The 22,597-nt window shown below is 70.7% G+C and carries 22 protein-coding genes; 5 read left to right on the top strand and 17 right to left on the bottom strand.

Translation table 11 applies throughout. From position 1 onward, the window contains the following. Positions 1-31: 31 nt before the first annotated feature. The gene (rpsD, locus tag ACFYXV_RS21675; RefSeq protein WP_030026606.1) at positions 32-643 is read right to left on the bottom strand and encodes a 30S ribosomal protein S4; all 612 of its coding nucleotides are present in this window, start codon (positions 641-643) and stop codon (positions 32-34) included. Positions 644-878: 235 nt separating this feature from the next. Here rpsD and ACFYXV_RS21670 point away from each other — a divergent pair, with 235 nt between their 5' ends. Continuing rightward, complete coding sequence (locus ACFYXV_RS21670) at positions 879-1,589, top strand: DUF2470 domain-containing protein (protein ID WP_385474671.1); 711 nt, start codon at positions 879-881, stop codon at positions 1,587-1,589. A 6-nt stretch (positions 1,590-1,595) separates the two neighbouring features. On the opposite strand, the gene ACFYXV_RS21665 is transcribed toward ACFYXV_RS21670, so the two are convergent. Genes ACFYXV_RS21665 through ACFYXV_RS21655 form a run of 3 tightly spaced genes read right to left on the bottom strand, consistent with a single transcriptional unit; the run spans position 1,596 to position 4,388 of the window. Further along, positions 1,596-2,303: an HNH endonuclease family protein gene (locus ACFYXV_RS21665; protein ID WP_389383765.1), complete on the bottom strand. Its 708-nt coding sequence runs from the start codon at positions 2,301-2,303 to the stop codon at positions 1,596-1,598. 58 nt (positions 2,304-2,361) lie between these two features. After that, entirely contained in the window at positions 2,362-3,732 is a 1,371-nt protein-coding gene (locus ACFYXV_RS21660) for a replication-associated recombination protein A (RefSeq protein WP_383349864.1), read from the bottom strand. 41 nt (positions 3,733-3,773) lie between these two features. Next, positions 3,774-4,388: a vitamin K epoxide reductase family protein gene (locus ACFYXV_RS21655; protein ID WP_383349866.1), complete on the bottom strand. Its 615-nt coding sequence runs from the start codon at positions 4,386-4,388 to the stop codon at positions 3,774-3,776. A 137-nt stretch (positions 4,389-4,525) separates the two neighbouring features. Here ACFYXV_RS21655 and ACFYXV_RS21650 point away from each other — a divergent pair, with 137 nt between their 5' ends. Further along, entirely contained in the window at positions 4,526-5,407 is an 882-nt protein-coding gene (locus ACFYXV_RS21650) for an ABC transporter ATP-binding protein (RefSeq protein WP_389383764.1), read from the top strand. Further along, entirely contained in the window at positions 5,404-6,261 is an 858-nt protein-coding gene (locus tag ACFYXV_RS21645) for an ABC transporter permease (RefSeq protein ID WP_385474677.1), read from the top strand. The genes ACFYXV_RS21650 and ACFYXV_RS21645 overlap by 4 nt, the downstream gene beginning before the upstream one ends. A gap of 259 nt (positions 6,262-6,520) precedes the next feature. Here the strand turns inward: ACFYXV_RS21645 and hisS are convergent, their stop codons facing one another. Together hisS and ACFYXV_RS21635 are read right to left on the bottom strand one after the other, a co-directional pair. Continuing rightward, a complete protein-coding gene (gene hisS / locus ACFYXV_RS21640; protein ID WP_389383763.1) occupies positions 6,521-7,780 on the bottom strand; it encodes a histidine--tRNA ligase in 1,260 nt (419 codons plus the stop codon). Between the two features lie 10 nt (positions 7,781-7,790). Then, on the bottom strand, positions 7,791-8,501 hold the full coding sequence (locus ACFYXV_RS21635; RefSeq protein ID WP_385474679.1) for an MBL fold metallo-hydrolase: 711 nt from the start codon (positions 8,499-8,501) through the stop codon (positions 7,791-7,793). 163 nt (positions 8,502-8,664) lie between these two features. On the opposite strand from ACFYXV_RS21635, the gene ACFYXV_RS21630 reads away from it, so the two are divergent. Both ACFYXV_RS21630 and ACFYXV_RS21625 read left to right on the top strand, forming a co-directional pair. Then, positions 8,665-9,447 (top strand): peptidylprolyl isomerase, encoded by a 783-nt coding sequence (locus tag ACFYXV_RS21630; RefSeq protein ID WP_383349874.1) that lies wholly within the window; start codon positions 8,665-8,667, stop codon positions 9,445-9,447. Positions 9,448-9,637: 190 nt separating this feature from the next. Further along, positions 9,638-10,867 (top strand): DUF349 domain-containing protein, encoded by a 1,230-nt coding sequence (locus ACFYXV_RS21625; RefSeq protein WP_385474681.1) that lies wholly within the window; start codon positions 9,638-9,640, stop codon positions 10,865-10,867. Between the two features lie 84 nt (positions 10,868-10,951). On the opposite strand, the gene ACFYXV_RS21620 is transcribed toward ACFYXV_RS21625, so the two are convergent. The 11 genes from ACFYXV_RS21620 to pdxS form a co-directional block, all read right to left on the bottom strand. Further along, positions 10,952-13,396: a RelA/SpoT family protein gene (locus tag ACFYXV_RS21620; protein ID WP_383349878.1), complete on the bottom strand. Its 2,445-nt coding sequence runs from the start codon at positions 13,394-13,396 to the stop codon at positions 10,952-10,954. A gap of 195 nt (positions 13,397-13,591) precedes the next feature. Next, entirely contained in the window at positions 13,592-14,143 is a 552-nt protein-coding gene (locus tag ACFYXV_RS21615; RefSeq protein WP_383349880.1) for an adenine phosphoribosyltransferase, read from the bottom strand. Continuing rightward, complete coding sequence (gene secF, locus ACFYXV_RS21610; protein ID WP_385474683.1) at positions 14,140-15,198, bottom strand: protein translocase subunit SecF; 1,059 nt, start codon at positions 15,196-15,198, stop codon at positions 14,140-14,142. Before secF ends, ACFYXV_RS21615 begins: the two co-directional genes overlap by 4 nt. 3 nt (positions 15,199-15,201) lie before the next feature. Next, entirely contained in the window at positions 15,202-16,995 is a 1,794-nt protein-coding gene (secD, locus tag ACFYXV_RS21605) for a protein translocase subunit SecD (RefSeq protein WP_385474685.1), read from the bottom strand. 153 nt (positions 16,996-17,148) lie between these two features. Then, positions 17,149-17,646, bottom strand: coding sequence for a preprotein translocase subunit YajC (gene yajC, locus ACFYXV_RS21600; protein ID WP_383349886.1), 498 nt, complete (start codon positions 17,644-17,646; stop codon positions 17,149-17,151). A gap of 164 nt (positions 17,647-17,810) precedes the next feature. Continuing rightward, positions 17,811-18,872, bottom strand: a complete 1,062-nt coding sequence (ruvB, locus tag ACFYXV_RS21595; RefSeq protein WP_366106742.1) for a Holliday junction branch migration DNA helicase RuvB — start codon at positions 18,870-18,872, stop codon at positions 17,811-17,813. A 62-nt stretch (positions 18,873-18,934) separates the two neighbouring features. Next, positions 18,935-19,558: a Holliday junction branch migration protein RuvA gene (ruvA, locus tag ACFYXV_RS21590; protein WP_383349888.1), complete on the bottom strand. Its 624-nt coding sequence runs from the start codon at positions 19,556-19,558 to the stop codon at positions 18,935-18,937. Beyond that, the gene (gene ruvC, locus ACFYXV_RS21585; protein ID WP_385474688.1) at positions 19,555-20,094 is read right to left on the bottom strand and encodes a crossover junction endodeoxyribonuclease RuvC; all 540 of its coding nucleotides are present in this window, start codon (positions 20,092-20,094) and stop codon (positions 19,555-19,557) included. The genes ruvA and ruvC overlap by 4 nt, the downstream gene beginning before the upstream one ends. Before the next feature lie 112 nt (positions 20,095-20,206). Beyond that, positions 20,207-20,959 (bottom strand): YebC/PmpR family DNA-binding transcriptional regulator, encoded by a 753-nt coding sequence (locus ACFYXV_RS21580; RefSeq protein ID WP_383341765.1) that lies wholly within the window; start codon positions 20,957-20,959, stop codon positions 20,207-20,209. A gap of 57 nt (positions 20,960-21,016) precedes the next feature. Next, positions 21,017-21,607 carry a pyridoxal 5'-phosphate synthase glutaminase subunit PdxT gene (pdxT, locus tag ACFYXV_RS21575; protein WP_385476835.1) on the bottom strand — a complete coding sequence of 197 codons (591 nt, stop codon included), beginning with the start codon at positions 21,605-21,607 and terminating at the stop codon, positions 21,017-21,019. A gap of 2 nt (positions 21,608-21,609) precedes the next feature. Beyond that, positions 21,610-22,527 (bottom strand): pyridoxal 5'-phosphate synthase lyase subunit PdxS, encoded by a 918-nt coding sequence (pdxS, locus tag ACFYXV_RS21570; RefSeq protein WP_008740483.1) that lies wholly within the window; start codon positions 22,525-22,527, stop codon positions 21,610-21,612. Between the last annotated feature and the right edge of the window lie 70 nt (positions 22,528-22,597).

Below are 22,597 nucleotides of genomic sequence, written 5' to 3'. Positions count from 1 at the left end.
CTGACCAGCCTGTGAGGCTACGGCCGCTGGATCAGCGGGCGTAGTACTCGACGACGAGCTGCTCGTCGCAGATGACCGGGATTTCCTTGCGGTTCGGGTCACGGTCCAGGCGGAAGGCCAGGGCCTTCAGGTTGACCTGCAGGTAGCGCGGGGTCTCGCCCTCGCCTGCGTAGCCACCCTCACGGGCAACCTGGAACGGAACCTTCTCGCGGCTGCGCTCGCGCACGGTGATGACGTCGTCCGGGCGGACACGGAACGACGGCTTGTCGACCTTGGCACCGTTGACCTCGATGTGGCCGTGAACGACCATCTGGCGGGCCTGGTAGATCGTGCGGGCGATGCCCGAACGCAGGACCAGGGCGTCGAGGCGACGCTCGAGCTCGACGACCAGCGCCTCGCCCGTCTTGCCTTCGGCCTTCTTGGCGCGGTCGTACGCGCGGGCCATCTGACGCTCAGAGATGTCGTACTGAGCGCGCAGACGCTGCTTCTCCAGCAGACGGACCTTGTAGTCCGAGTTCTGCTTGCGGCCACGGCCGTGCTCGCCCGGCGGGTAGGGGCGGGCCTCGAAGTACTTGACGGCCTTCGGGGTCAGCGCAATGCCGAGGGCACGCGACTTCTTGACCTTGGGTCGCTTCTGGTTCACGGGGAACCTACCTCCATGTAAGTTAGGTGAGGCTTACCTTATCGAGGAGGACGTAATGTCTCGACCACATGGGATCCCCCTGCCCAGTGCGCAGCGCAGTCCGGATTCAGACGAAACAGAATCCGCTTGCGCCGACGATAAGCAAGGTCAGCCGCGTCCCAGGGAAGGCGTTCGGCAGCTCACCGGAGCCGAACGCGTACGAACCCTCGTAGAGTCCAACGCCTCAGTATCCCTCATGCTGCCGGGTGCTTTCGACCAGCTGCGGTCGCCTGACCAGGCAGAGCTCGGGGCAGGGATGCCGGCCACGCGGACCGTCACCCCGGACGGGGACGTGATTCTCCTGGTGTCAGGGGAATCCGCGGCTGCCAGAGCGGCCGCTTACGCCCAGGACGACGACCTCACGGCCGTGATCGAGATCACGGATGTGGCGCCGGTGTCCGTTCCCCATCGTATCCGAGGCCGTGCGTGGCTCGCCGGGTGGCTGACGCAGGTGCGCGGGGACGACCGCGCGGCCTGCGCCGCACTGCTGGCGGAGCGCCGGCCGGTGGGCGAGCTGCTCGGGCTGCACGGCCGTCCCTCCTTCGTGATGCTGCGCCTGGAAGTCGGCGAGATCTCGGTGGACGACCTGTGGGGCGCCGAGCACGTGGACCCGGAGGAGCTGGCCGCGGCGGAGCCGGACCCGATGGTGGACCACGAGACGGAGCTCCTCCAGCACCTGGCCGCCGCGCACCGCGACCGGATCGCGGACCTGTGCGCACTGCTGGGCCCGCGGGAGAGCGCCGGCACGACCGCGGTCCCGCTGGCCCTGGACCGGCTGGGCCTGCGGGTGCGCTTCACCGAAGGCGGCTCCTCCTTCGACGCCCGCTTCGACTTCCCCGCGCCGGTGCGAGACGTCTGCGAGCTGCGCCGGGCCATGCACACGCTGTTCGCGGCGGCGGGCCACTAGGCCCGTCTAGGAACAAATCGCGAGCATGCCGGCGAGCGCCGTCTTCTCCGGCGGGGTCACGGACAGTCCGTACTTGGCCTTGATCCCCACGTAGCGGCGGGCGTACTCGCAGCGGTACTCCGCGCGCGGCGGCTGCCACTTGTCGGCCGTCCTGCTGCCCTTGTCCTGGTTGGTCTGCTTGTCGACGGCGAGCAGGACGTCCAGGTCGTTGGCGTACGCGAGCCTGCGCTGCGGCGTCCAGGCGTACGCGCCGCCCCGCCAGGCGGCGCCGAGCGCCACGACGTGGTCGGTCTGGATCTGCGAGGCCTTGCGGTAGGAGTACGGGAGGGTCTTGCCGGTGTACGGGTCGTGCAGGACTCCGGAAACCACGACGCAGGGGTTGCGGTCCCCCTCGCGCAGCTCGCTCAGGTCCCGCCGCAGGACGTCGTCCCGGGTGTCGCAGCCGTTGCGGCCGCCCACGGCGTCGGTCTCGTCGGACCAGTACCTGCCGAAGTTCTCCCTCTTGTACGTCTCCCAGTTCTTGCCCCACCCGACGGTGAGCCGCGCGAGCAGGCCCTTCGCGGCGGCCGCGTCCGGCGGGAAGCCGGGGCCGGCCAGCGGCACCTGCGCCACGAGCCGGGCGGCGCTGGCCTTCGCCGTCGCACCGTCGCCGTGGTGGCACCCGGTGAGGAGAAGCGCGGCGACCAGCGCCGGCAGCGGAGCGCGACGTCCCATGCCCGGAGCGTAGGCTCCGGCCGGATCCCCCGCACGCGGTGACCGCCGCGCGGGGCCCTCACCCGCCGGACGGGCCGGAGCCGCCTCCCCGCAGCCGCTCGCGGACCTTCTCCACCACGTCCGCGTACCGCGCCTCGGCTCCGTAGCGGGTCGGCTCGTAGTACCGCTTGCCGTGCACCTCGTCGGGGGCGTACTGCTGGGCGGCGATCGCGCCCGGCACGTCGTGCGGGTACACGTACCCGACCGCGTGGCCGAGCTTGGCCGCGCCCTTGTAGTGCCCGTCCCGCAGGTGGGTCGGGACCGGGCCCGCCAGTCCCGCCCTGACGTCCGCCAGGGCCGCGCCGATCGCGGTCGTCGCCGTGTTCGACTTGGGGGCCAGGGCCAGGGCGATCGTCGCGTGCGAGAGGGTCAGCGCCGCCTCCGGGAAGCCGATCATCGCCACCGCCTGCGCCGCCGCCACCGCGAGCGGCAGGGCCGTCGGGTCCGCCAGGCCGATGTCCTCGCTCGCCGAGATCATCAGCCGGCGGGCGATGAAGCGCGGGTCCTCCCCGGCCTCGATCATCCGCGCCAGGTAGTGGAGCGCGGCGTCCACGTCCGAACCGCGGATCGACTTGATCAGCGCGCTCGCCACGTCGTAGTGCTGGTCGCCGTCCCGGTCGTACTTCACGGCCGCCCGGTCGACCGCCTCCTCCACCGTCTGCAGGGTGATCTCGGGCTCGCCCTTGGCGATCGCCGACCCGGCGCCGGCCTCCAGCGCCGTCAGCGCCCGCCGGGCGTCGCCGCCCGCGATCCGCAGCAGGTGCGCCTCGGCGTCCTCGGGAAGGGTGACCGCCCCGCCCAGCCCGCGCTCCTCCGTCAGCGCGCGCCGCATGAGCGCGCTGAGGTCCTCGTCGGTCAGCGGTTCCAGCGTGAGCAGGAGCGAGCGCGACAGCAGCGGGGAGATGATCGAGAAGTACGGGTTCTCCGTGGTCGCGGCGATCAGCGTCACCCAGCGGTTCTCGACGGCCGGGAGCAGCGAGTCCTGCTGGGCCTTGCTGAAGCGGTGGATCTCGTCGAGGAAGAGGACCGTGTCCTTGCCGTACCCGCCGGCCGCCCGCTTGGCGCCCTCGATGACGGCCCGTACTTCCTTCACGCCCGCGGTGATCGCCGACAGCTCCACGAACCGCTTCTGCGTCGCCTGGCTCACCACGTACGCGAGGGTGGTCTTGCCGATGCCCGGAGGGCCCCACAGGATCACCGACGAGGCTCCGGCCGGACCGCCCGCCCCGTCCCCGACCAGCCGGCGCAGCGGTGATCCGGGCTTCAGCAGGTGCTGCTGGCCGACGACCTCGTCCAGGGTGCGGGGGCGCATCCGGACGGCGAGCGGGGAGCTCGACGGGTCCTTCTCCCGGCGGTCTTCGGCAGCTGCGGTGAACAGGTCTGGTTCCACACAGGAAGCCTAAGCGAGCCCACCGACAGCGGGCCGCCCGCTCAGGAGGTCCAGAAGTCCCACCAGCGCGTCAGGATCAGCATGCCGATGATCCCGACGTGCAGCACCGGCAGCACCCAGGTGAACTCGTCGAGGAAGGCCCGCAGCCAGCCCGGGGCCGGCAGCAGCCCCTCGCGCACGTTGAACGCGGTGACGTACCAGAACATGAAGATCGTGGCGACCCAGGCCAGGCAGCACCACAGGCACAGCGAGTTGATGTTGTACAGCGACTGGTACATGAGCCAGGTGCAGAACCCGACGCCGAAGAGCATGCCGGCGTTGAGGGTCAGCCAGTACCAGGGCCGGAAGCGGGCCCCGGCCAGCACGCTCATGCCGACGCAGACGACGATGCCGTAGGCGACCAGACCCAGCATCGGGTTCGGGAAGCCGAAGACGGCCGCCTGATCGCTCTTCATGATGTTGCCGCAGGAGACGATCGGGTTCAGGCTGCAGCCCGGCGTGAAGTTCGGGTCCTCCAGCAGCTTGAACTTGTCGATCGTGATCACCCAGGCGGCGAGGAGTCCCAAGGCACCGGTGACCACCAGCAGCAGGGCCAGGGCCCTGCTCGCACCGACCGTCCGCGGGGCGGTGTCTGCGTCCGTACCTCGTGTCGTCATACCGCCCGCTCCACATCTGCAAGGTCAACAAGCACCGGCCATTGTGCCGTACGGAGCTGTGTGTCCACCGTTCGGTGGACATAAGGACGTACGCAAGGGGGGACCGGTGGCACGCGTTCCGCCACACCATTTGAGACATGACACAGAACGCGGTGGAAGTACGGGGGCTTCGCAAGCAGTACGGCGAGGTCACCGCGGTGGACGGACTCGATCTGACGATCCGGCAGGGTGAGGTCTTCGGCCTCCTCGGACCCAACGGCGCGGGCAAGAGCACGACGGTGGAGATCCTCCAGGGCCACCGGGAACGGGACGGGGGCGAGGTCAGCGTGCTCGGCGCGGACCCGGCCGCCGCCGGACGGGCCTGGCGCTCGCGCGTCGGGATCGTCTGGCAGGACGAGTCGGCCCCGGCCGAACTGACGGTACGGGAGACGGTCGAGCACTTCGCCCGCTACTACCCGGCCCCGCGCGACCCGGCCGAGGTCATCGCCCTGGTCGGCCTGGAACAGAAGCGCGACCAGCGGGTGAAGGGGCTCTCGGGCGGCCAGCGGCGCCGCCTCGACGTGGCGCTCGGCGTCATCGGCGATCCCGAGCTGCTGCTCCTCGACGAGCCGACGACCGGTTTCGACCCGGCGGCCCGGCGCCGGTTCTGGGACCTGATCCGGCTGCTCGCCGGCGAGGGCACCACCATCGTGCTCACCACGCACTACCTGGAGGAGGCCGAGGCCCTCGCCGACCGGCTCGCGGTCATCGCGAGCGGCCGGGTCGTCGCCGAGGGCGAGCCGGCCGGGCTGCGCTCCCGCTTCGGCACCGGTGCCACCGTCGAGTGGACCGAGTCCGACGGCACCCCTCGGAGCGTCGCCACCGAGACCCCCACCCGTACGGTCGCCGAGCTCATGGCCCGCTTCGAGGGCGAGATCCCGGGGCTGAAGATCGGCCGGCCCACCCTGGAGGACGTGTACCTGCGCCTCACGGGACAGCTCGTACCCACGACCGCGCAGCAGCCGGAGGACGCCCGATGAGCACCACCGCCACGACCGCGACGACCGGCGGCCGGGCCGCCGCGGCCGCGAAGACGCTGCCCGGAGCCTGGACCCTGGGCCTGAGCCGCGGCGCCCTGGAGATCAGGCAGTTCGTGCGCCAGCGCGACGCGATGGTCTTCACCTTCGCCTTCCCGATCGTCTTCCTCGCCCTCTTCGCCTCGATCTTCAGCGACAGCGTGGAGAACACCGGGATCACGGCTTCCCAGCTGTACGCGGCCGGGATGGTCGCCGCGGGCATCATGTCCACCAGCTTCCAGTCGCTCGGCATCTCGATCGCCGTCGAACGGGACGAGAAGGTGCTGCGCCGGCTGCGCGGGACCCCGATGCCGCCGGCCGCGTACTTCCTCGGCAAGGTCTGGATGGTGCTCGCCACCGGCCTCGCCGAGACCGCGATCCTGCTGCTCGTCGGCTCCACCCTCTTCGGCCTCGACCTGCCGGCCTCGGCCGCCAAGTGGCTCACCTTCGGCTGGATCTTCGCCCTCGGCCTGACCGGCTGCGCCCTGCTCGGCATCGCCATCAGCAGCCTGCCCAAGTCGGGCAAGAGCGCGAGCTCGGTGGTCGTCCTGCCGTTCCTGATCCTCCAGTTCATCTCCGGCGTCTTCATCCCGGTCAACACGATCCCCGACTGGCTGCTGAACGTCGGCGCGCTGTTCCCGCTCAAGTGGATGTGCCAGGGTCTGCGCGGGGTGTTCCTGCCGGAGTCCGCCGCCGTCCTGGAGCAGGCGGGCGGCTGGGAGTACGGAAAGGTCGCCCTCGTCCTGGGAGCCTGGGTCGTCGGAGGATTGGTGCTGTGTCTGCTGACCTTCAAGTGGAAGAACCGCCGCGACGGCTGAACGGGTTCACCGCTGCGGCCGGAGCGCGCGAATCCCACGTCCGGGACCGCGCGTTCGGGCCGTGGGACCTCTACTTCGGCGTCGTGTGGGCCGCCACCGTCGCCTTCGTCCTGGGACCTGCGGATGCCCGGCGGCGACGGCGTCGAGTCGATCGCCCGGATCGGCGCGGCCGGGCTGCCGGTCAGGGTGTGGTGTGGAGGTGACGGACCGCACGGCTGCGGTGACCACAGCCGTGCGGCACGACCTCCTCTGAGGCCCGTCAGGCCAGCTTGGCGCGCAGGGACTCGACGACGTCCGCCAGGGCGAGCGGGGACTGCTCCCCGGACTCCATGTCCTTCAGCTGGACGACTCCCTCGGCGAGGTCGCGGTCGCCCGCGATCACCGCGAAGCGCGCGCCCGACCGGTTGGCGTCCTTCATCGCGCCCTTGAGGCCCTTGCCCCCGTACGAGATGTCGGCCGCGACGCCGGCCTTGCGGAGCTCCGTGACCAGCCCGAACAGCACCGGCTTCGCCTCGCCCAGCGCCACCGCGAACACCGAGGTCGCCGGCGGGATGTCCAGCTCGATGCCCTCCGCTTCGAGCGCCAGCACCGTACGGTCCACGCCCAGCGCCCAGCCCACCGACGGGAGGGCCGGTCCGCCGATCATCTCGGACAGACCGTCGTAGCGGCCGCCGCCGCCGACGGCGGACTGCGAGCCCAGACCGCCGTGGACGAACTCGAAGGTGGTCCGCGTGTAGTAGTCCAGTCCGCGCACCAGCTTCTCGTCGTCCTCGAAGGCGACCCCGGCCGCCGTGATCAGCGCCCGGACCTCCTCGTGGTACGCCTTGCACGCGTCGCACAGGTAGTCCCGCAGCATCGGCGCGCCGACGAGCTGCTTCTGCACCTCGGACCGCTTGTCGTCGAGGACGCGCAGCGGGTTGATCTCGGCCCGCCGGACGGTCTCCTCGTCCAGGTCCAGCCCGCGCAGGAAGTCCTGGAGCGCCTCCCGGTACACCGGGCGGCACTCCTTGTCGCCCAGCGAGTTCAGCAGGATCCGGAAATTGCGCAGGCCGAGGGCGCGGTACGCCTGGTCGGCCAGGATGATCAGCTCGGCGTCCAGAGCCGGGTCCTCGGCGCCGATCGCCTCGGCGCCGACCTGCGAGAAGTGGCGGTAGCGGCCCGCCTGCGGGCGCTCGTACCGGTAGTAGGAGCCCGAGTACCAGAGCTTGACCGGCAGGTTGCCCTTCTTGTGCAGGCTCGCCTCCAGCGCCGCGCGCAGCACGGAGGCGGTGCCCTCCGGGCGCAGGGCCAGGTTGGTGCCGCCCTTGGTGGTGAGGGTGAACATCTCCTTGGTCACGATGTCGGTGGACTCCCCGACACCGCGCGCGAACAGGTTGACGTCCTCGAAGCCGGGCGTCTCGATGTAGCCGTACCCGGCCTTGCGCAGCGGGGCCGAGATGGCGTCGCGGACGGCCAGGTACTTCGCCGAGTACGGCGGGATCAGGTCGTACGTGCCCTTGGGGGCCTTGAAGGTGCTCACGAAACTCTCGTCACATTCCTCGTCGTGGAGACGTGAAACCGTCTCCCAGGCCGGCGGCCACCTGCCGCAGGTACGGGTTGGTGGCGCGCTCACGGCCGATGGTCGTGTGCTCGTTGTGACCGGGCAGCACCACGGTCGCGTCGTCGAGCGGCAGGCACACGCGGGCCAGCGATTCGAGCATGTCCGCGTGGCTGCCGCCCGGGAAGTCGGTCCGTCCGATGGAGCCGGCGAAGAGCAGGTCGCCCGAGAACAGCAGCGGGGGGATGTCCCCCGCCTCGGGCATCCCGAAGGTCACCGACCCCTTCGTATGCCCGGGCGCGTGCGACACGGTCAGCTCCATGCCCGCCAGCGCCAGCTTCGCGCCGTCGGTGAGCTCCTTCACGTCGGAGGGCTCCCCCACGGTGAGCTCGCCCATCAGCTGCGCTCCCAGGGAGCGGCCCAGCGCCTTCTCCGGGTCGCTCATCATGAAGCGGTCCTCGGGGTGGATCCACGCCGGTACGTCGTGTGCTCCGCACACCGGGACCACCGAGGCCACGTGGTCGATGTGGCCGTGGGTGAGGACGACGGCGACGGGCTTGAGCCGATGCTTCTTCAGCGTCTCCTCGACACCCCGGGTGGCCTGGTGGCCCGGGTCGATGATCACGCACTCCTCACCGGCGGCGGGGGCGACCACGTAACAGTTGGTCCCCCAGGCCCCTGCGGGGAACCCGGCAATCAGCACGTTCGTCCTCAATCGTCGTCCGGCGGGAGCTTGGGCGGCGGCCCTGATCGGAATGCCGCTGTTCAGAGCCTACCGGCGCCGCTCGTTCCACAGCGAACCCATATACGGTACGGCCTAACCGAGCCCGGACAGCGGTGCCATACACGTACAAGGAGACGACCCGGTGGTCACGAGCGATCAGCGGCGGCGACAGCTCGCCAGGGAGAAGTACGAGCGCCAGCAGAAGCGCCGGGCCGAGGCCCGCCGCAAGACGCGGCAGCGGGCGGCGGTGATCGGCGCGGCGGTGGCCGTGGTGGTCGCGACGCTGGTCGGCCTCGTCGTGGGCGGCGTCTTCGACAAGGACAAGAAGGACAGCGCGGCGGACCCGGCGGCGAACCCGTCGGCCTCGCCCTCGCCGAAGACCTCGCCCGCGCCGGCGATGTCGATCGACAAGAACGCGAAGTACACGTTCGACCTGAAGACCACCGCGGGTGAGATCAAGTTCGAGATGGACGCGGCGAAGACGCCGGAGACCGTCAACTCGTTCAAGTCGCTCGCGGACAAGGGCTTCTTCGACAACACCAAGTGCCACCGCCTGACCACCTCCGGGATCTTCGTGCTGCAGTGCGGCGACCCGGAGGGCTCGGGCATGGGCGGCCCCGGCTACACCATCGCGGACGAGAACCTCGACTCGCTGGGCAAGCCGAACGAGCAGGGCCAGGTGATCTACCCGGCGGGCACGGTGGCGATGGCCAATACCGGCCAGCCGCACAGCGGCGGCAGCCAGTTCTTCCTGGTCTACAAGGACAGCCCGCTGGCGCCGTCGTACACGCCGTTCGGCAAGATCGACGCGGCGGGTCTGAAGGCGCTGGAGGAGGTGGCCAAGGCCGGTACGGCCGACGGCGGCCAGGACGGGGCCCCGAAGACCCCGGTGACCATCCAGAAGGGCACCGTCACGCAGAACTGACGGGCTCCGGCGGCCCCGGGCCCGGCCGGCGTCCGGCCCGTACGGCGATATTCCGTCGTGCGGGATGCGGACAGCCGGCCCGGCGGTCGCCTATGTTGGCGTTGTGCAGGGCGGGCGCTGCCCGCCCCAGGAAACTGTGGACGATGCCCAGGGGGTGAACCCCTCGCAGGCATCAGGTGGAGGAGGCGCTGTGAGCAGCGACCCGTGGGGCCGCGTCGACGAGACGGGCACCGTGTACGTGCGTACTGCCGAGGGCGAGAAGGTCGTCGGCTCCTGGCAGGCGGGCACCCCCGAGGAGGCCCTGGCCTACTTCGAGCGCAAGTACGAGGGCCTGGTGGTCGAGATCGGCCTCCTCGAACGGCGGGTGCGGACCACCGATCTGTCCGCCAAGGACGCGCAGACGGCCATCGACCACCTGCGCACGCAGGTGGAAGAGCACCACGCCGTGGGCGACCTCGACGCCCTGCGCGTCCGGCTGGACAAGCTGGTCGCGACGGTGGACTCGCGGCGCGAGGAGCGCAAGGTCCAGAAGGCCAAGCAGACGGACGAGGCCCGTGCGGCCAAGGACGCGCTGGTGGCCGAGGCCGAGCAGCTGGCGCAGAGCGACCAGTGGCGCAGCGCGGGCGAGCGGCTGCGGGCCCTGGTGGACACCTGGAAGGGTCTGCCGCGCCTGGACCGCAAGTCGGACGACGAGCTGTGGCACCGCTTCTCGCACGCCCGTTCCGCCTTCTCCAAGCGCCGCAAGGCGCACTTCGCCTCGCTCGACGCGCAGCGCGAGGACGCCCGCAAGGTCAAGGAGAGGCTGGTCGCGGAGGCCGAGTCGCTGTCGAAGTCGACCGACTGGGGTCCGACGGCCGCCCGCTACCGCGAGCTGATGGCGGACTGGAAGGCGGCGGGCCGGGCGCAGCGCGAGTCCGAGGACGATCTGTGGAACCGTTTCCGCGGTGCGCAGGACGTGTTCTTCGCGGCGCGCGGCGAGGTGTTCGCGGAGCGCGACGCCGAGCAGGTGGAGAACCTGAAGCTGAAGGAGGAGCTGGCCGACGAGGCCGAGAAGCTCGTCCCGATCACGGACCTGAAGGCGGCCCGGGCGGCGTTCCGCTCCCTCAACGAGCGCTGGGAGGCCATCGGCCACGTGCCGCGCGACGCCCGGCCGAAGGTCGAGGGCCGGATGCACGCGGTGGAGCGGGCGATCCAGGAGGCCGAGGAGGGCGAGTGGCGTCGTACGAACCCGGAGGCGCGGGCCCGTGCGGCCGGTCTGACGGGTCAGCTCCAGGCGGCGGTCGACAAGCTGCGTGAGCAGATCGACGCGGCCCGCGCCGCGGGCAACAACGCGAAGGCCGACAAGCTGTCGCGCGAGCTGGAGGGCCGCCAGGCCCTGCTCGACCAGGCCCTGAAGGGTCTGGAGGAGTTCGGCGGCTAGTCGGCGCCCGTACGTGCACGAGGCCCCGGTACGCGATTGCGTACCGGGGCCTCGTACGTGCGCTGCGAGCGCCCGGGCGGCCGGCTACGGCCGCCGGGCCGAGGTGACGCGGTAGACGTCGTAGACGCCCTCGACGCCCCTTACGGCCTTCAGGACGTGGCCCAGGTGCTTCGGGTCGCCCATCTCGAAGGTGAAGCGGGAGGTGGCCACGCGGTCGCGGGAGGTCTGGACGGCCGCGGAGAGGATGTTCACGTGCTGGTCCGACAGGACCCGGGTGACGTCCGAGAGCAGCCGGGACCGGTCCAGCGCCTCGACCTGGATGGCGACCAGGAAGACGGAGGACTGGGTGGGGGCCCACTCGACCTCCAGCATCCGCTCGGGCTCCTGCGAGAGGGAGTCCACGTTGACGCAGTCCGCCCGGTGAACCGATACGCCGCTGCCGCGCGTCACGAAGCCGACGATCGGGTCGCCCGGGACCGGGGTGCAGCAGCGGGCCAGCTTGACCCACACGTCGTCGACGCCCTTGACGACCACGCCCGGGTCGGCGTTCTTGCGGCGCGTGCCCCGGGTCCGGGAGGGCGGGACGCTCTCCTCGATGTCCTCGTTGGCCGCTTCCTCGCCGCCGAGGGCCTGCACCAGCTTCTGTACGACGCCCTGCGCGGCCACGTGGCCCTCGCCGATCGCCGCGTACAGGGAGGAGATGTCGGGGTAGCGCATCTCGTGCGCGAGGGTGACGAGCGAGTCGCCGGTGAGGATGCGCTGGATCGGCAGGTTCTGCTTGCGCATGGCCCGCGCGATGGCGTCCTTGCCGTGCTCGATGGCCTCCTCGCGGCGCTCCTTGGAGAACCAGGCGCGGATCTTGTTGCGGGCGCGCGGGGACTTGACGAAGCCCAGCCAGTCGCGGGAGGGACCCGCGCCCTCGGCCTTGGAGGTGAAGACCTCGACGAGGTCGCCGTTGTCCAGGGTCGATTCGAGCGGGACGAGGCGGCCGTTGACGCGGGCGCCTATGGTGCGGTGGCCGACCTCGGTGTGGACGGCGTACGCGAAGTCCACCGGGGTGGCCCCGGCCGGCAGGGCGATGACGTCGCCCTTGGGCGTGAAGACGAAGACCTCGTTGCGGGAGAGGTCGAAGCGCAGCGAGTCGAGGAACTCGCCCGGGTCCTCGGTCTCCTTCTGCCAGTCGAGCAGCTGGCGCAGCCAGGCCATGTCGTTGACCGTGTCCTGGCCGGCGCTGCCCTTGGCGGCCTGCGGGACGTCGGTGCGGACCTTGGAGGTGCCGGCGACGGTCTGCTGCTTGTACTTCCAGTGCGCGGCGATGCCGTACTCGGCTCGGCGGTGCATGTCGAACGTGCGGATCTGGAGTTCGACCGGCTTGCCGCTGGGTCCGATGACCGTCGTGTGGAGCGACTGGTACATGTTGAACTTGGGCATCGCGATGTAGTCCTTGAACCGGCCGGGGACCGGGTTCCAGCGCGCGTGCACCGTACCGAGGGCCGCGTAGCAGTCCCGGACGGTGTCCACGAGGACGCGGATGCCCACCAGGTCGTAGATCTCCGCGAAGTCACGGCCGCGGACGATCATCTTCTGGTAGACGCTGTAGTAGTGCTTGGGGCGGCCGGTGACGGTGGCCTTGATGCGGGCGGCGCGGAGGTCGGTCTGGACCTCGTCGGTGACGACGGTGAGGTACTCGTCGCGCTTGGGCGCGCGCTCGGCGACGAGGCGGACGATCTCGTCGTACATCTTGGGGTAGAGGATCGCGAAGGCGAGGTCTTCCAGCTCCCACTTGATCGTGTTCATGCCCAGCCGGTGCGCCAGCGGGGCGTAGATCTCAAGGGTCTCGCGGGCCTTCTTCTCCTGCTTCTCCCGCTTGAGGTAGCGCATGGTCCGCATGTTGTGCAGGCGGTCGGCGAGCTTGATGACCAGGACGCGCGGGTCCTTGGCCATGGCGACGACCATCTTGCGCACGGTCTCGGCCTGCGCGGCCTCGCCGAACTTGACCCGGTCCAGCTTGGTGACTCCGTCGACGAGCAGGGCCACGGCGTCGCCGAAGTCGCGGCGCAGGTCCTCCAGCCCGTACTCGGTGTCCTCGACGGTGTCGTGCAGCAGCCCGGCCATCAGGGTGGCCGGGTCCATGCCGAGCTCGGCGAGGATGGTGGTCACCGCGAGCGGGTGGGTGATGTACGGGTCGCCGCTCTTGCGCTTCTGGCCGCGGTGCCAGCGCTCGGCGACCTGGTACGCCTGCTCGATCTGGCGCAGCGTGGCCGTCTCGATCTTCGGGTCGTTGCTGCGGACTATGCGGAGCAGGGGTTCCAGTACCGGGTTGTACGGGTTGGAACGCTGGACGCCGAGGCGGGCGAGCCGGGCGCGCACGCGGTTGGAGGACCCGGCCGACTTCGCGGGCGCGGGCTTCGCGGGCGCCGGCTTCACGGGCGGTGCCGGGGCCGGCGGGGGCGTGGCGGGGGGCGTCGCGGCCCGCTCGGCCTGCGGGTCGGGCTGCGCGGCGGAGAGTGGCTGGACCTCGTCTGGCAAGAGCGCTCCTCTGGGGGTCCCCTGGACGGAGTCCGGGGAGGATCCGGGGCCCCGGTCAGGTCCGGACAACCAATGGTAGCGATGGTTCCCGCGGCCCGTTCCCCGAGCCCCGACCCGGTTCCCCGCCCGCCGCGTACGCCGAAGCGGGCGGGTACCGGGATGTCCCGGTACCCGCCCGCTTCACGGTCGGTGTCGTCAGACGACGATCAGCGCGTCCAGCGGGGCCCGCTCAAGGGCGCCGGCCAGCCGCTCGCGGCCCGGCAGGAACGACAGCTCCATCAGGACCGCGACCCCGGCGACCTCCGCCCCGGCCCGCCGGATCAGCGAGAGCGAGGCCTCGGCGGTGCCGCCCGTGGCCAGCACGTCGTCGATGACCATGACCCGGTCGCCGGCCGACAGGTCCTCGGCGTGGACCTCGATCTCCGCCGTGCCGTACTCCAGCTCGTACGACTGCGCGAGCGTCGCACCCGGCAGTTTCCCGGCCTTGCGCACCGGCACGAAGCCGATGCCCGCCTGGACCGCCACCGGCGCCGCGAGGATGAACCCGCGCGCCTCCAGCCCGACGATCTTCGTCGCGCCGTACTGCCCGGCCAGCTCCACCAGCGCGTCCGTCAGGGCCGCGAAGGCCTTCGGGTCGGCCAGCAGCGGGGTGATGTCCTTGAACATCACGCCCGGCTTCGGGTAGTCCGCCACGTCCTTGATCCGGCTGAGCAGCAGTTCGCGCACCTCGGGGGAGAGCGTGCTCACCGGCGCCGCCCGGCACGGCCCTGGGCCACGACCTGGGGGGCGTCGGCGGCCTCGAAGCCCTCGTCCTCCGGGGACTCGCCCTTGGCCGCCGCGGCGGCCCGCTTGGCGAGCACCCGCTTCTTCAGCGCCTTCATCGCCGGCTCGCGCTCCTTGAGGTCCACGACCAGCGGGGTCGCGATGAAGATCGAGGAGTACGCACCGGCCGCGAGTCCGACGAACAGCGACAGCGAGATGTCGTTCAGCATGCCGGCGTCCAGGAGGCCGCCGCCGATGAAGAGCAGCGCCCCGACCGGGAGCAGCGCCACGACGGTGGTGTTGATCGAACGGACCAGGGTGCCGTTGATGCTGCGGTTCGCGACCTCGCTGAAGGTGTACCGGGTCTGCTTGGTGATGTCCTTCGAGCCCTCCTTCAGACCGTCGAAGACGACGACGGTGTCGTAGAGGGAGTAACCGAGGATCGTCAGCAGACCGATCACGGTGCCCGGTGTGACCTCGAAGCCGACCAGCGCGTACACGCCGACGGTGATGGTGAGGTCGTGGATCAGGGCGATCAGCGCGGCGACGGCCATCCGCCACTCGAAGGCGATGGCCAGGTAGATCACCACGAGGACCATGAAGATGCCGAGGCCGGTCCAGGCCTTGTTCGCGATCTGGTCACCCCAGCTGGGGCCGACCAGGTCCGCGTTGATGTCGGCCTCGGGCACCTTGAGGTCGGCCGCGAGCTTGGTCTTGACGGCGTTGGCCTGCGCGGGGTCCAGGCTGGAGATCTGGATGCGCAGGGTGCCGTTGCCGAGCTTCTGGACGATCGCCTGGTGGCCGGAGGCCTTCTCGGCGTCCTCGGTGGCCTGGGTCACCGACACGGCCGTCTTCGGGGTGGTGAAGACGGCACCGCCCTTGAACTCGATGCCCATGTTGAGGCCCTGAACGGCCAGGGCCACGATCGCCGTGATGGTGATCAGGATGGAAACGCCGTACCAGACGAAGCGCTTGCCGACGAAGTCGTAGCCGACCTCGCCGCGGTACAGCTTGGCGCCGAGATCTCCCAGCTTCGACATCTCTCACGCCTCCTTTACGTCGACGGGAGCGGTGACGGAACCGGAACCGGAACCGGAGCCGGTGCGGCGGGACCGGCGCAGCGGCGGCTTGGCGCCGAGCCGCTTCGGATCCAGGCCGGACCAGGGGTGGCCGCTGGAGAAGAACTTCGTACGGGCGAACAGGGTCATGATCGGCTTGGTGAAGAGGAACACCACGACCACGTCGAGCACGGTGGTCAGACCCAGGGTGAAGGCGAAGCCCTGCACCTTGCCGACGGTGACGATGAACAGCACCGCGGCGGCCAGGAACGACACGAAGTCGGAGACCAGGATGGTGCGCCGGGCGCGCGGCCAGGCCCGCTCCACGGCGGGACGCAGCGTGCGGCCCTCGCGGATCTCGTCGCGGATGCGTTCGAAGTAGACGATGAACGAGTCCGCCGTGATGCCGATCGCGACGATCGCACCGCAGACGGCGGGCAGGTTCAGCGCGAAGCCGATGCCCTTTCCGAGCAGCGCCATGATCGTGTAGGTGAGGATCGCGGACACCAGGAGGCTGACGATGGCGATGAAGGCCAGGCCCCGGTAGTACACGAGCAGGTAGATCACCACGAGGATGAGGCCGATGGCACCGGCGATGAGACCGGCCTTCAGCTGCTCGCCGCCGAGCGCGGCGGTGACGGTGGTGACGCTGTCCTCCTGGAAGGTCAGCGGCAGGGCGCCGTACGAGAGCATGTTGCCCAGGTCCATCGCGGACTGCTGGGTGAAGCCGCCGGAGATCTCGGCGTTGCCGCCGGTCAGCGCCTGGCTGACGGACGGGTCGGAGACGACCTCGCCGTCGAGCACGATGGCGAACTGGTTCTGCGGCATCTGCTTGGTGGCGAGCTCACCGGTGATCTTGGCGAACTTGTCCGCGCCCTTGTCGGTGAACTGCATGGTGACGATCCACTGCCCCGTCTGGGGGTTGATCTGTCCCTTGGCGTCCTTCACGTCCGTACCGGACACACCGACCGGGCCGAGGATCCACTTGCCCCAGGCGTCGCCGCGCTTGCCACAGGCAACGGTCGCGTCCTCGGGCTTGACGCCCTTGCCGGCCGCGGCGCGCTGCGCCTCGTTGGTGCAGTCGAGCGCGGCGAACTTCGCCTGGAGGTCGGCGGCGGCCGCCTCGACGCCCGTCGGGGCCGGGGTGGGGGCCGGCGCCTTGTCGTCTGCCTTCTTCGACTCGCTCGCCGAGGGCGAGGGAGAGGCGGTGGCGGCCGGGGCCTTGAGGGCCTCGCTGAGCACACGGCCCTGGGAAGTGGCGCTGGACGACGGGCTGGCCGAGGCGCCGGGCTTGCCGCTGCTCTCGGCCTTCGGGGCACCGGAGGTGCTCGCGGACGGGCTCGGCGTGCCCTGGGGGGCCGCCGGGGCGCCGTCGGCGAAGGCCAGGACCGGGCGGAAGTAGAGCTGGGCGGTGGTGCCGACCTGCTCGCGGGCCTGCTTCTCGTTCGTCCCCTTGGGGATGTTCACGATGATGTGGTCGCGGCCCTGCGTCTGGACCTCGGCCTCCGACACGCCGAGACCGTTGACGCGGCGCTCGATGATGCCGACCGCCGTGTTCATGTTGGTCTCGTTGATCGCGTCCGGCTTGCCGGGCTCGCTCTTGGCCTTGAGCGTGATGCTCGTACCGCCCGCGAGGTCGATGCCGAGCCGGGGAGTCGTCTGCTTCGTGAGGAACATCCCCGCGGTGAGCGCCACCATCGCGATCAGGATGATCGCCAGGGCGCGCCCCGGCCTCCCCTGAGCCCCCGTGGGCCGCCGGCCCTTCTTCGGTGCTGCCACCTTGTCGTATCTCCCTGTCCAACCGCCCTGCGCCGGGTCAGCGCGCGGACGGCCACGAAATGTGTGGTGGGGACCCCTGCCCCCCGCAGAAGTGTCACTGACGGGGACCGCGGCGGCCGCCGGTCAGGCGCCTGCCCGGTCCCCGGCCGCGCGTTACTTCGCGCCGGCCTCGCCGTCGGCCTTGCCGTCCTTGGGCTCGTCGCCCTCGGGCCGGGCGTCCTTCGGCTCTTCGGCCTCGGGAGCGTCCTTCTTGCCCAGGTCGAGCTTCGGGGCGTCGGCCTCGTCCGCGCTCTTGTCCGCGTCCTTGTCGAGCGTCAGCGAGGAGGCGTCGTCCGGAACGACCGGCGTGTCGATCGTCAGATCATCACTGGCGCCGTGGACGATGCGGTTGTACTCCGCGTCCTCCAGGACGGCGCCGATGGAGTTCTTCGCGTAGATCGCGTGGACGCCGGGGGCCACCTCAAGGGTGACGGTGTCCTCGCCGACTTCCTTCACCGTGGCGTACATGCCGCCGATGGTGCGGACGCCGGCGCCCGGGGCCATGTGGTCGCGCATCTGCGCGGCCGCCTGCTGCTTCTTCTTCGCGGAGCGGGTCATCAGGAACATCGCCCCGATGAGCACGATGAACGGGAGGAGTGTCACGAGATTCACGGGACGGAGATCCTTCGCACGACCGCACGGGAGACGGCCAATTTCTACGGGGGTGGGCACGCCGACCCGAAGGGTCGGCATCGGCGGAGTCTAGGCGAGTCCGCACCGATGGAACAACGCCCAGCATGGCACCGCAGTTCCTGAGGGGGCGAACCTCCGCGCCGTCAGGCCCCGAACAAGCCCTGTTGTCCGCTTGATCCACTCCCTTGCTGGTGGGGCGGTACGAGGCCCAGGTGCGCCCACGCGGCGGGGGTCGCGACCCGCCCGCGCGGGGTACGGGCCAGCAGGCCCTCCCGTACGAGGAACGGCTCGGCGACCTCCTCGACGGTCTCCCGCTCCTCGCCCACCGCGACGGCGAGGGTGGACAGTCCCACCGGGCCGCCCCCGAAGAGCTTGAGCAGGGCTTCGAGCACGGCGCGGTCGAGGCGGTCGAGGCCGCGCGCGTCGACCTCGTAGACCTGGAGTGCGGTGCCGGCCACCTCGCGGGTGATCACCCCGTCGGCCCTGACCTGCGCGTAGTCGCGGACGCGGCGCAGCAGGCGGTTGGCGATGCGCGGGGTGCCGCGGGAGCGGCCGGCGATCTCGGCGGCGCCGGCGGTGTCGATCTCCACGTCCAGGAGGCGGGCGGAGCGGTGGATGACGCGTTCCAGCTCCTCGGGGGCGTAGAACTCCATGTGCCCGGTGAAGCCGAAGCGGTCGCGCAGCGGCGGCGGGAGGAGGCCGGCGCGGGTGGTGGCCCCGACGAGGGTGAAGGGCGGCAGCTCCAGCGGGATGGCGGTGGCCCCGGGTCCCTTGCCGACGATCACGTCGACGCGGAAGTCCTCCATGGCCATGTAGAGCATCTCCTCGGCGGGCCGGGACATGCGGTGGATCTCGTCGAGGAAGAGGACCTCGCCCTCCTGGAGGGAGGAGAGGATCGCGGCGAGGTCCCCGGCGTGCTGGATGGCGGGGCCCGAGGTGATCCGGATGGGCGCGCCCATCTCGGCAGCGATGATCATGGAGAGGGTGGTCTTGCCGAGCCCGGGCGCGCCGGAGAGCAGCACGTGGTCGGCGGTGGCCCCGCGCTGGCGGGCCGCCTTCAGCACCAGGTCGAGCTGCTGGCGGACCTTCTCCTGGCCGACGAACTCGCCGAGGTCCTTGGGCCGCAGGGCCGCCTCGACGGCGGTGTCCTCGCCGTCCGCGGCCGCCGCGACGATCCGGTCGTCGCTCTCGTCATCCCAGTTCACGTGCTCAGTCTGCCTTCTGCGTCATTGCGGTTGGTCGTTCCCCGTCCGGGACCCCGAGGGGGTCAGCGGGTGCGGTTCAGGGACTGGAGGGCGGCGCGCAGCAGCTGCGGTACGGGGGCGCTGCCGCCGGCGGCGATGGCCGCCTCCGCCTGCGGCGTCACGGCGTCGACGGCGTCCTCCGCGTCCCTCGCCGCGTAGCCGAGCCCGATGAGCGCGGCCGTGAGCTGCTCCGTCCAGGGGGCCGGTCCGGATGCCGCGGCGCGCTGGGCCCCGACCACCCGGGTCGCCGCCCCCAGCTTCCCCTTGAGCTCCAGCAGCAGCTTCTGCGCGCCCTTCTTCCCGATGCCGGGCACGGCCGTCAGGGCCTTCTCGTCCCCCGACTCGACGGCCAGGCGCAGCGCGTCCGGGCTGTGCACCCCGAGCATCGCCTGCGCGAGGCGCGGTCCGACCCCGCTCGCCGTCTGGAGCAGCTCGAAGACCTGCCGCTCGTCGTCGTCCGCGAAGCCGTACAGCGTCAGCGAGTCCTCCCGTACGACCAGCGACGTGGCGAGGCGCGCCGTCTCCCCCATCCGCAGGCCGGCGATGGTGTTCGGCGTGCACTGCACGGCCATGCCCACTCCCCCGACCTCGATCACGGCCAGGGTGGGGGCGAGCGCGGCGACCGGGCCGCTGACGAAGGCGATCATGAGGGGCGGCCTTTCGAGGCGTGCAGGGCGTGCTGGGCGACCGCCTGCTGGAGGCGGTTCTGGGCGGGGGCCCGCCAGATGTGGCAGATGGCGAGGGCGAGGGCGTCCGCGGCGTCGGCGGGCTTGGGCGGGGCGGACAGCCGCAGCAGCCGGGTCACCATCGCTCCGACCTGCGCCTTGTCGGCCCGGCCGGAGCCGGTGACGGCGGCCTTGACCTCACTGGGGGTGTGCAGGGCGACCGGTATCCCGCGGCGCGCCGCGCACAGCATGGCGACGGCGCTCGCCTGGGCGGTGCCCATCACGGTGCTCACGTTGTGCTGGCTGAACACCCGCTCCACGGCGACGACTTCGGGCCGGTGGAGGTCCAGCCACTCCTCGATGCCCTGCTCGATCGCGACGAGCCGGTGTCCCAACTCCGCGTCCGCGGGCGTCCGTACGACCCCCACCGCGAGCATCGTCAGCGGGCGGCCGGCGACCCCCTCGACCACGCCGACACCGCACCGGGTCAGTCCCGGGTCCACGCCGAGTACGCGCACTTCACCACCCCCCACAGTCCGTCGGTTGCCAGTGCGTGCAGGCTAACCGGTGGCACTGACAAAGCGGCGGGCCGGCGGGGTGTGTCCCCGCCGGCCCGCCGCTGATGCCCGATCAGGCGTCGACCTTCTCCATGACCTCGTCGGAGACGTCGAAGTTGGCGAAGACGTTCTGCACGTCGTCGCTGTCCTCCAGCGCGTCGATCAGCTTGAAGATCTTGCGCGCGCCGTCTTCGTCCAGCTCGACCTGCATGGTCGGGACGAAGCTGGAGTCGGCCGAGTCGTAGTCGATGCCCGCCTCCTGGAGCGCGGTGCGCACCGCGACCATGTCGGTGGGCTCGCTGATGATCTCGAAGGTGTCACCGTTGTCGTTGACCTCTTCGGCACCGGCTTCGAGCACGGTCTCCAGGACGTCGTCCTCGGAGAGCTCGCCCTTGGGCAGCAGGACGACGCCCTTGCGGTTGAACAGGTACGAGACCGAGCCCGGGTCGGCCATCGAACCGCCGTTGCGGGTCATGGCGACGCGGACGTCGGACGCGGCGCGGTTGCGGTTGTCGGTGAGGCACTCGATGAGCACCGCGACACCGTTCGGGCCGTAGCCTTCGTACATGATCGTCTCGTAGTCGGCGCCGCCGGCTTCGAGACCGCCGCCGCGCTTGACCGCGGAGTCGATGTTCTTGTTCGGGACCGAGCTCTTCTTGGCCTTCTGGATGGCGTCGAAAAGGGTCGGGTTGCCGTCGATGTCGGCACCGCCCATACGGGCCGCGACCTCGATGTTCTTGATCAGCTTCGCGAAGAGCTTGCCGCGCTTGGCATCGATCACGGCCTTCTTGTGCTTCGTCGTAGCCCATTTAGAGTGGCCGGACATCCGCCTGTCTCCTTCGCGTAACCAACAGTGTGCACCTGAGATCCTACCGGGACCTGTTTACAGCCCCGCGCGCACCATGTCGACGAAGTAGGCGTGAACCCGGTCGTCTCCGGTCAGCTCGGGGTGGAACGAGGTGGCGAGGACGTTGCCCTGGCGCACGGCGACGGTGTGGCCGTCGTACGTGGCGAGCACCTCGGCGGCGGCGCCGACCGACTCCACCCACGGGGCGCGGATGAAGACGCCCTCGACGGGGCCTCCCCCTATGCCCGCGAAATCGATCTTCGCTTCGAAGGACTCGTTCTGCCGGCCGAAGGCGTTGCGGCGCACGATCATGTCGATGCCGCCCAGGGTCTCCTGGTCGTCACGGCCGTCGAGCAGCTTGTCGGCGAGCATGATCATGCCTGCGCAGGTGCCGTACACCGGCATGCCGGCCTTCACCCGCTCGCGCAGCGGCTCCAGCATGCCGAACAGGACGGCGAGCTTCGACATCGTCGTGGACTCGCCGCCGGGGATCACCAGGGCGTCGACCTCGGCGAGCTCCTCGGGGCGCCGGACCGGCCTGGCCACGGCGTCCGCCGCGGCCAGGGCGATCAGGTGCTCCCGTACATCGCCCTGGAGGGCCAGGACACCGATCACGGGGTTGGTCATGACTACCAGCCGCGGTTGGCGTAGCGCTCGGCCTCGGGGAGGGTGTCGCAGTTGATGCCGACCATGGCCTCGCCCAGGTTGCGGGAGGCGTCCGCGATGATCTTCGGGTCGTCGTAGAAGGTGGTGGCCTTCACGATGGCGGCGGCGCGCTTGGCCGGGTCGCCCGACTTGAAGATGCCGGAGCCGACGAAGACGCCCTCGGCACCGAGCTGGCGCATGAGCGCGGCGTCGGCCGGGGTGGCGACGCCACCGGCGGAGAACAGCACGACCGGGAGCTTGCCGAGCTCGGCGACCTCCTTGACGAGCTCGTACGGGGCGCGCAGCTCCTTGGCGGCGGCGAACAGCTCGTTGTTGTCGTAGCCGCGCAGGCGGGCGATCTCGTTCTTGATCTGGCGCAGGTGGCGGACGGCCTCGACGACGTTGCCCGTGCCGGCCTCGCCCTTCGAGCGGATCATGGCCGCGCCCTCGGCGATGCGGCGCAGGGCCTCGCCCAGGTTGGTGGCACCGCAGACGAAGGGGGTGGTGAACGCCCACTTGTCGGAGTGGTTGACCTCGTCTGCCGGGGTCAGGACCTCGGACTCGTCGATGTAGTCGACGCCGAGGGACTGCAGGACCTGGGCCTCGACGAAGTGGCCGATGCGGGACTTGGCCATGACGGGGATGGAGACGGCCTCGATGATCTCTTCGATCATGTTCGGGTCCGACATGCGCGCCACGCCGCCGTCCTTGCGGATGTCGGCGGGGACCCGCTCCAGGGCCATGACGGCCACGGCGCCGGCGTCCTCGGCGATCTTCGCCTGCTCGGCGTTGACCACGTCCATGATCACGCCGCCCTTGAGCTGCTCGGCCATGCCGCGCTTGACGCGGGAGGTGCCGATCGCGGACTCAGCGGACTGCGGGGTGGAGGGAAGCGTGCTCACGGATTGACCTCACTCGAAGGGAAGACGGGCGCTGCAGTGGTACGCCGCGCAAGTGCTGCGGTGGTACTCG

The sequence above is a fragment of the Streptomyces sp. NPDC002181 genome (genome assembly GCF_042890485.1).
Lineage (GTDB): Bacteria > Actinomycetota > Actinomycetes > Streptomycetales > Streptomycetaceae > Streptomyces.
This window is presented reverse-complemented; position numbering and strand designations above follow the sequence as displayed.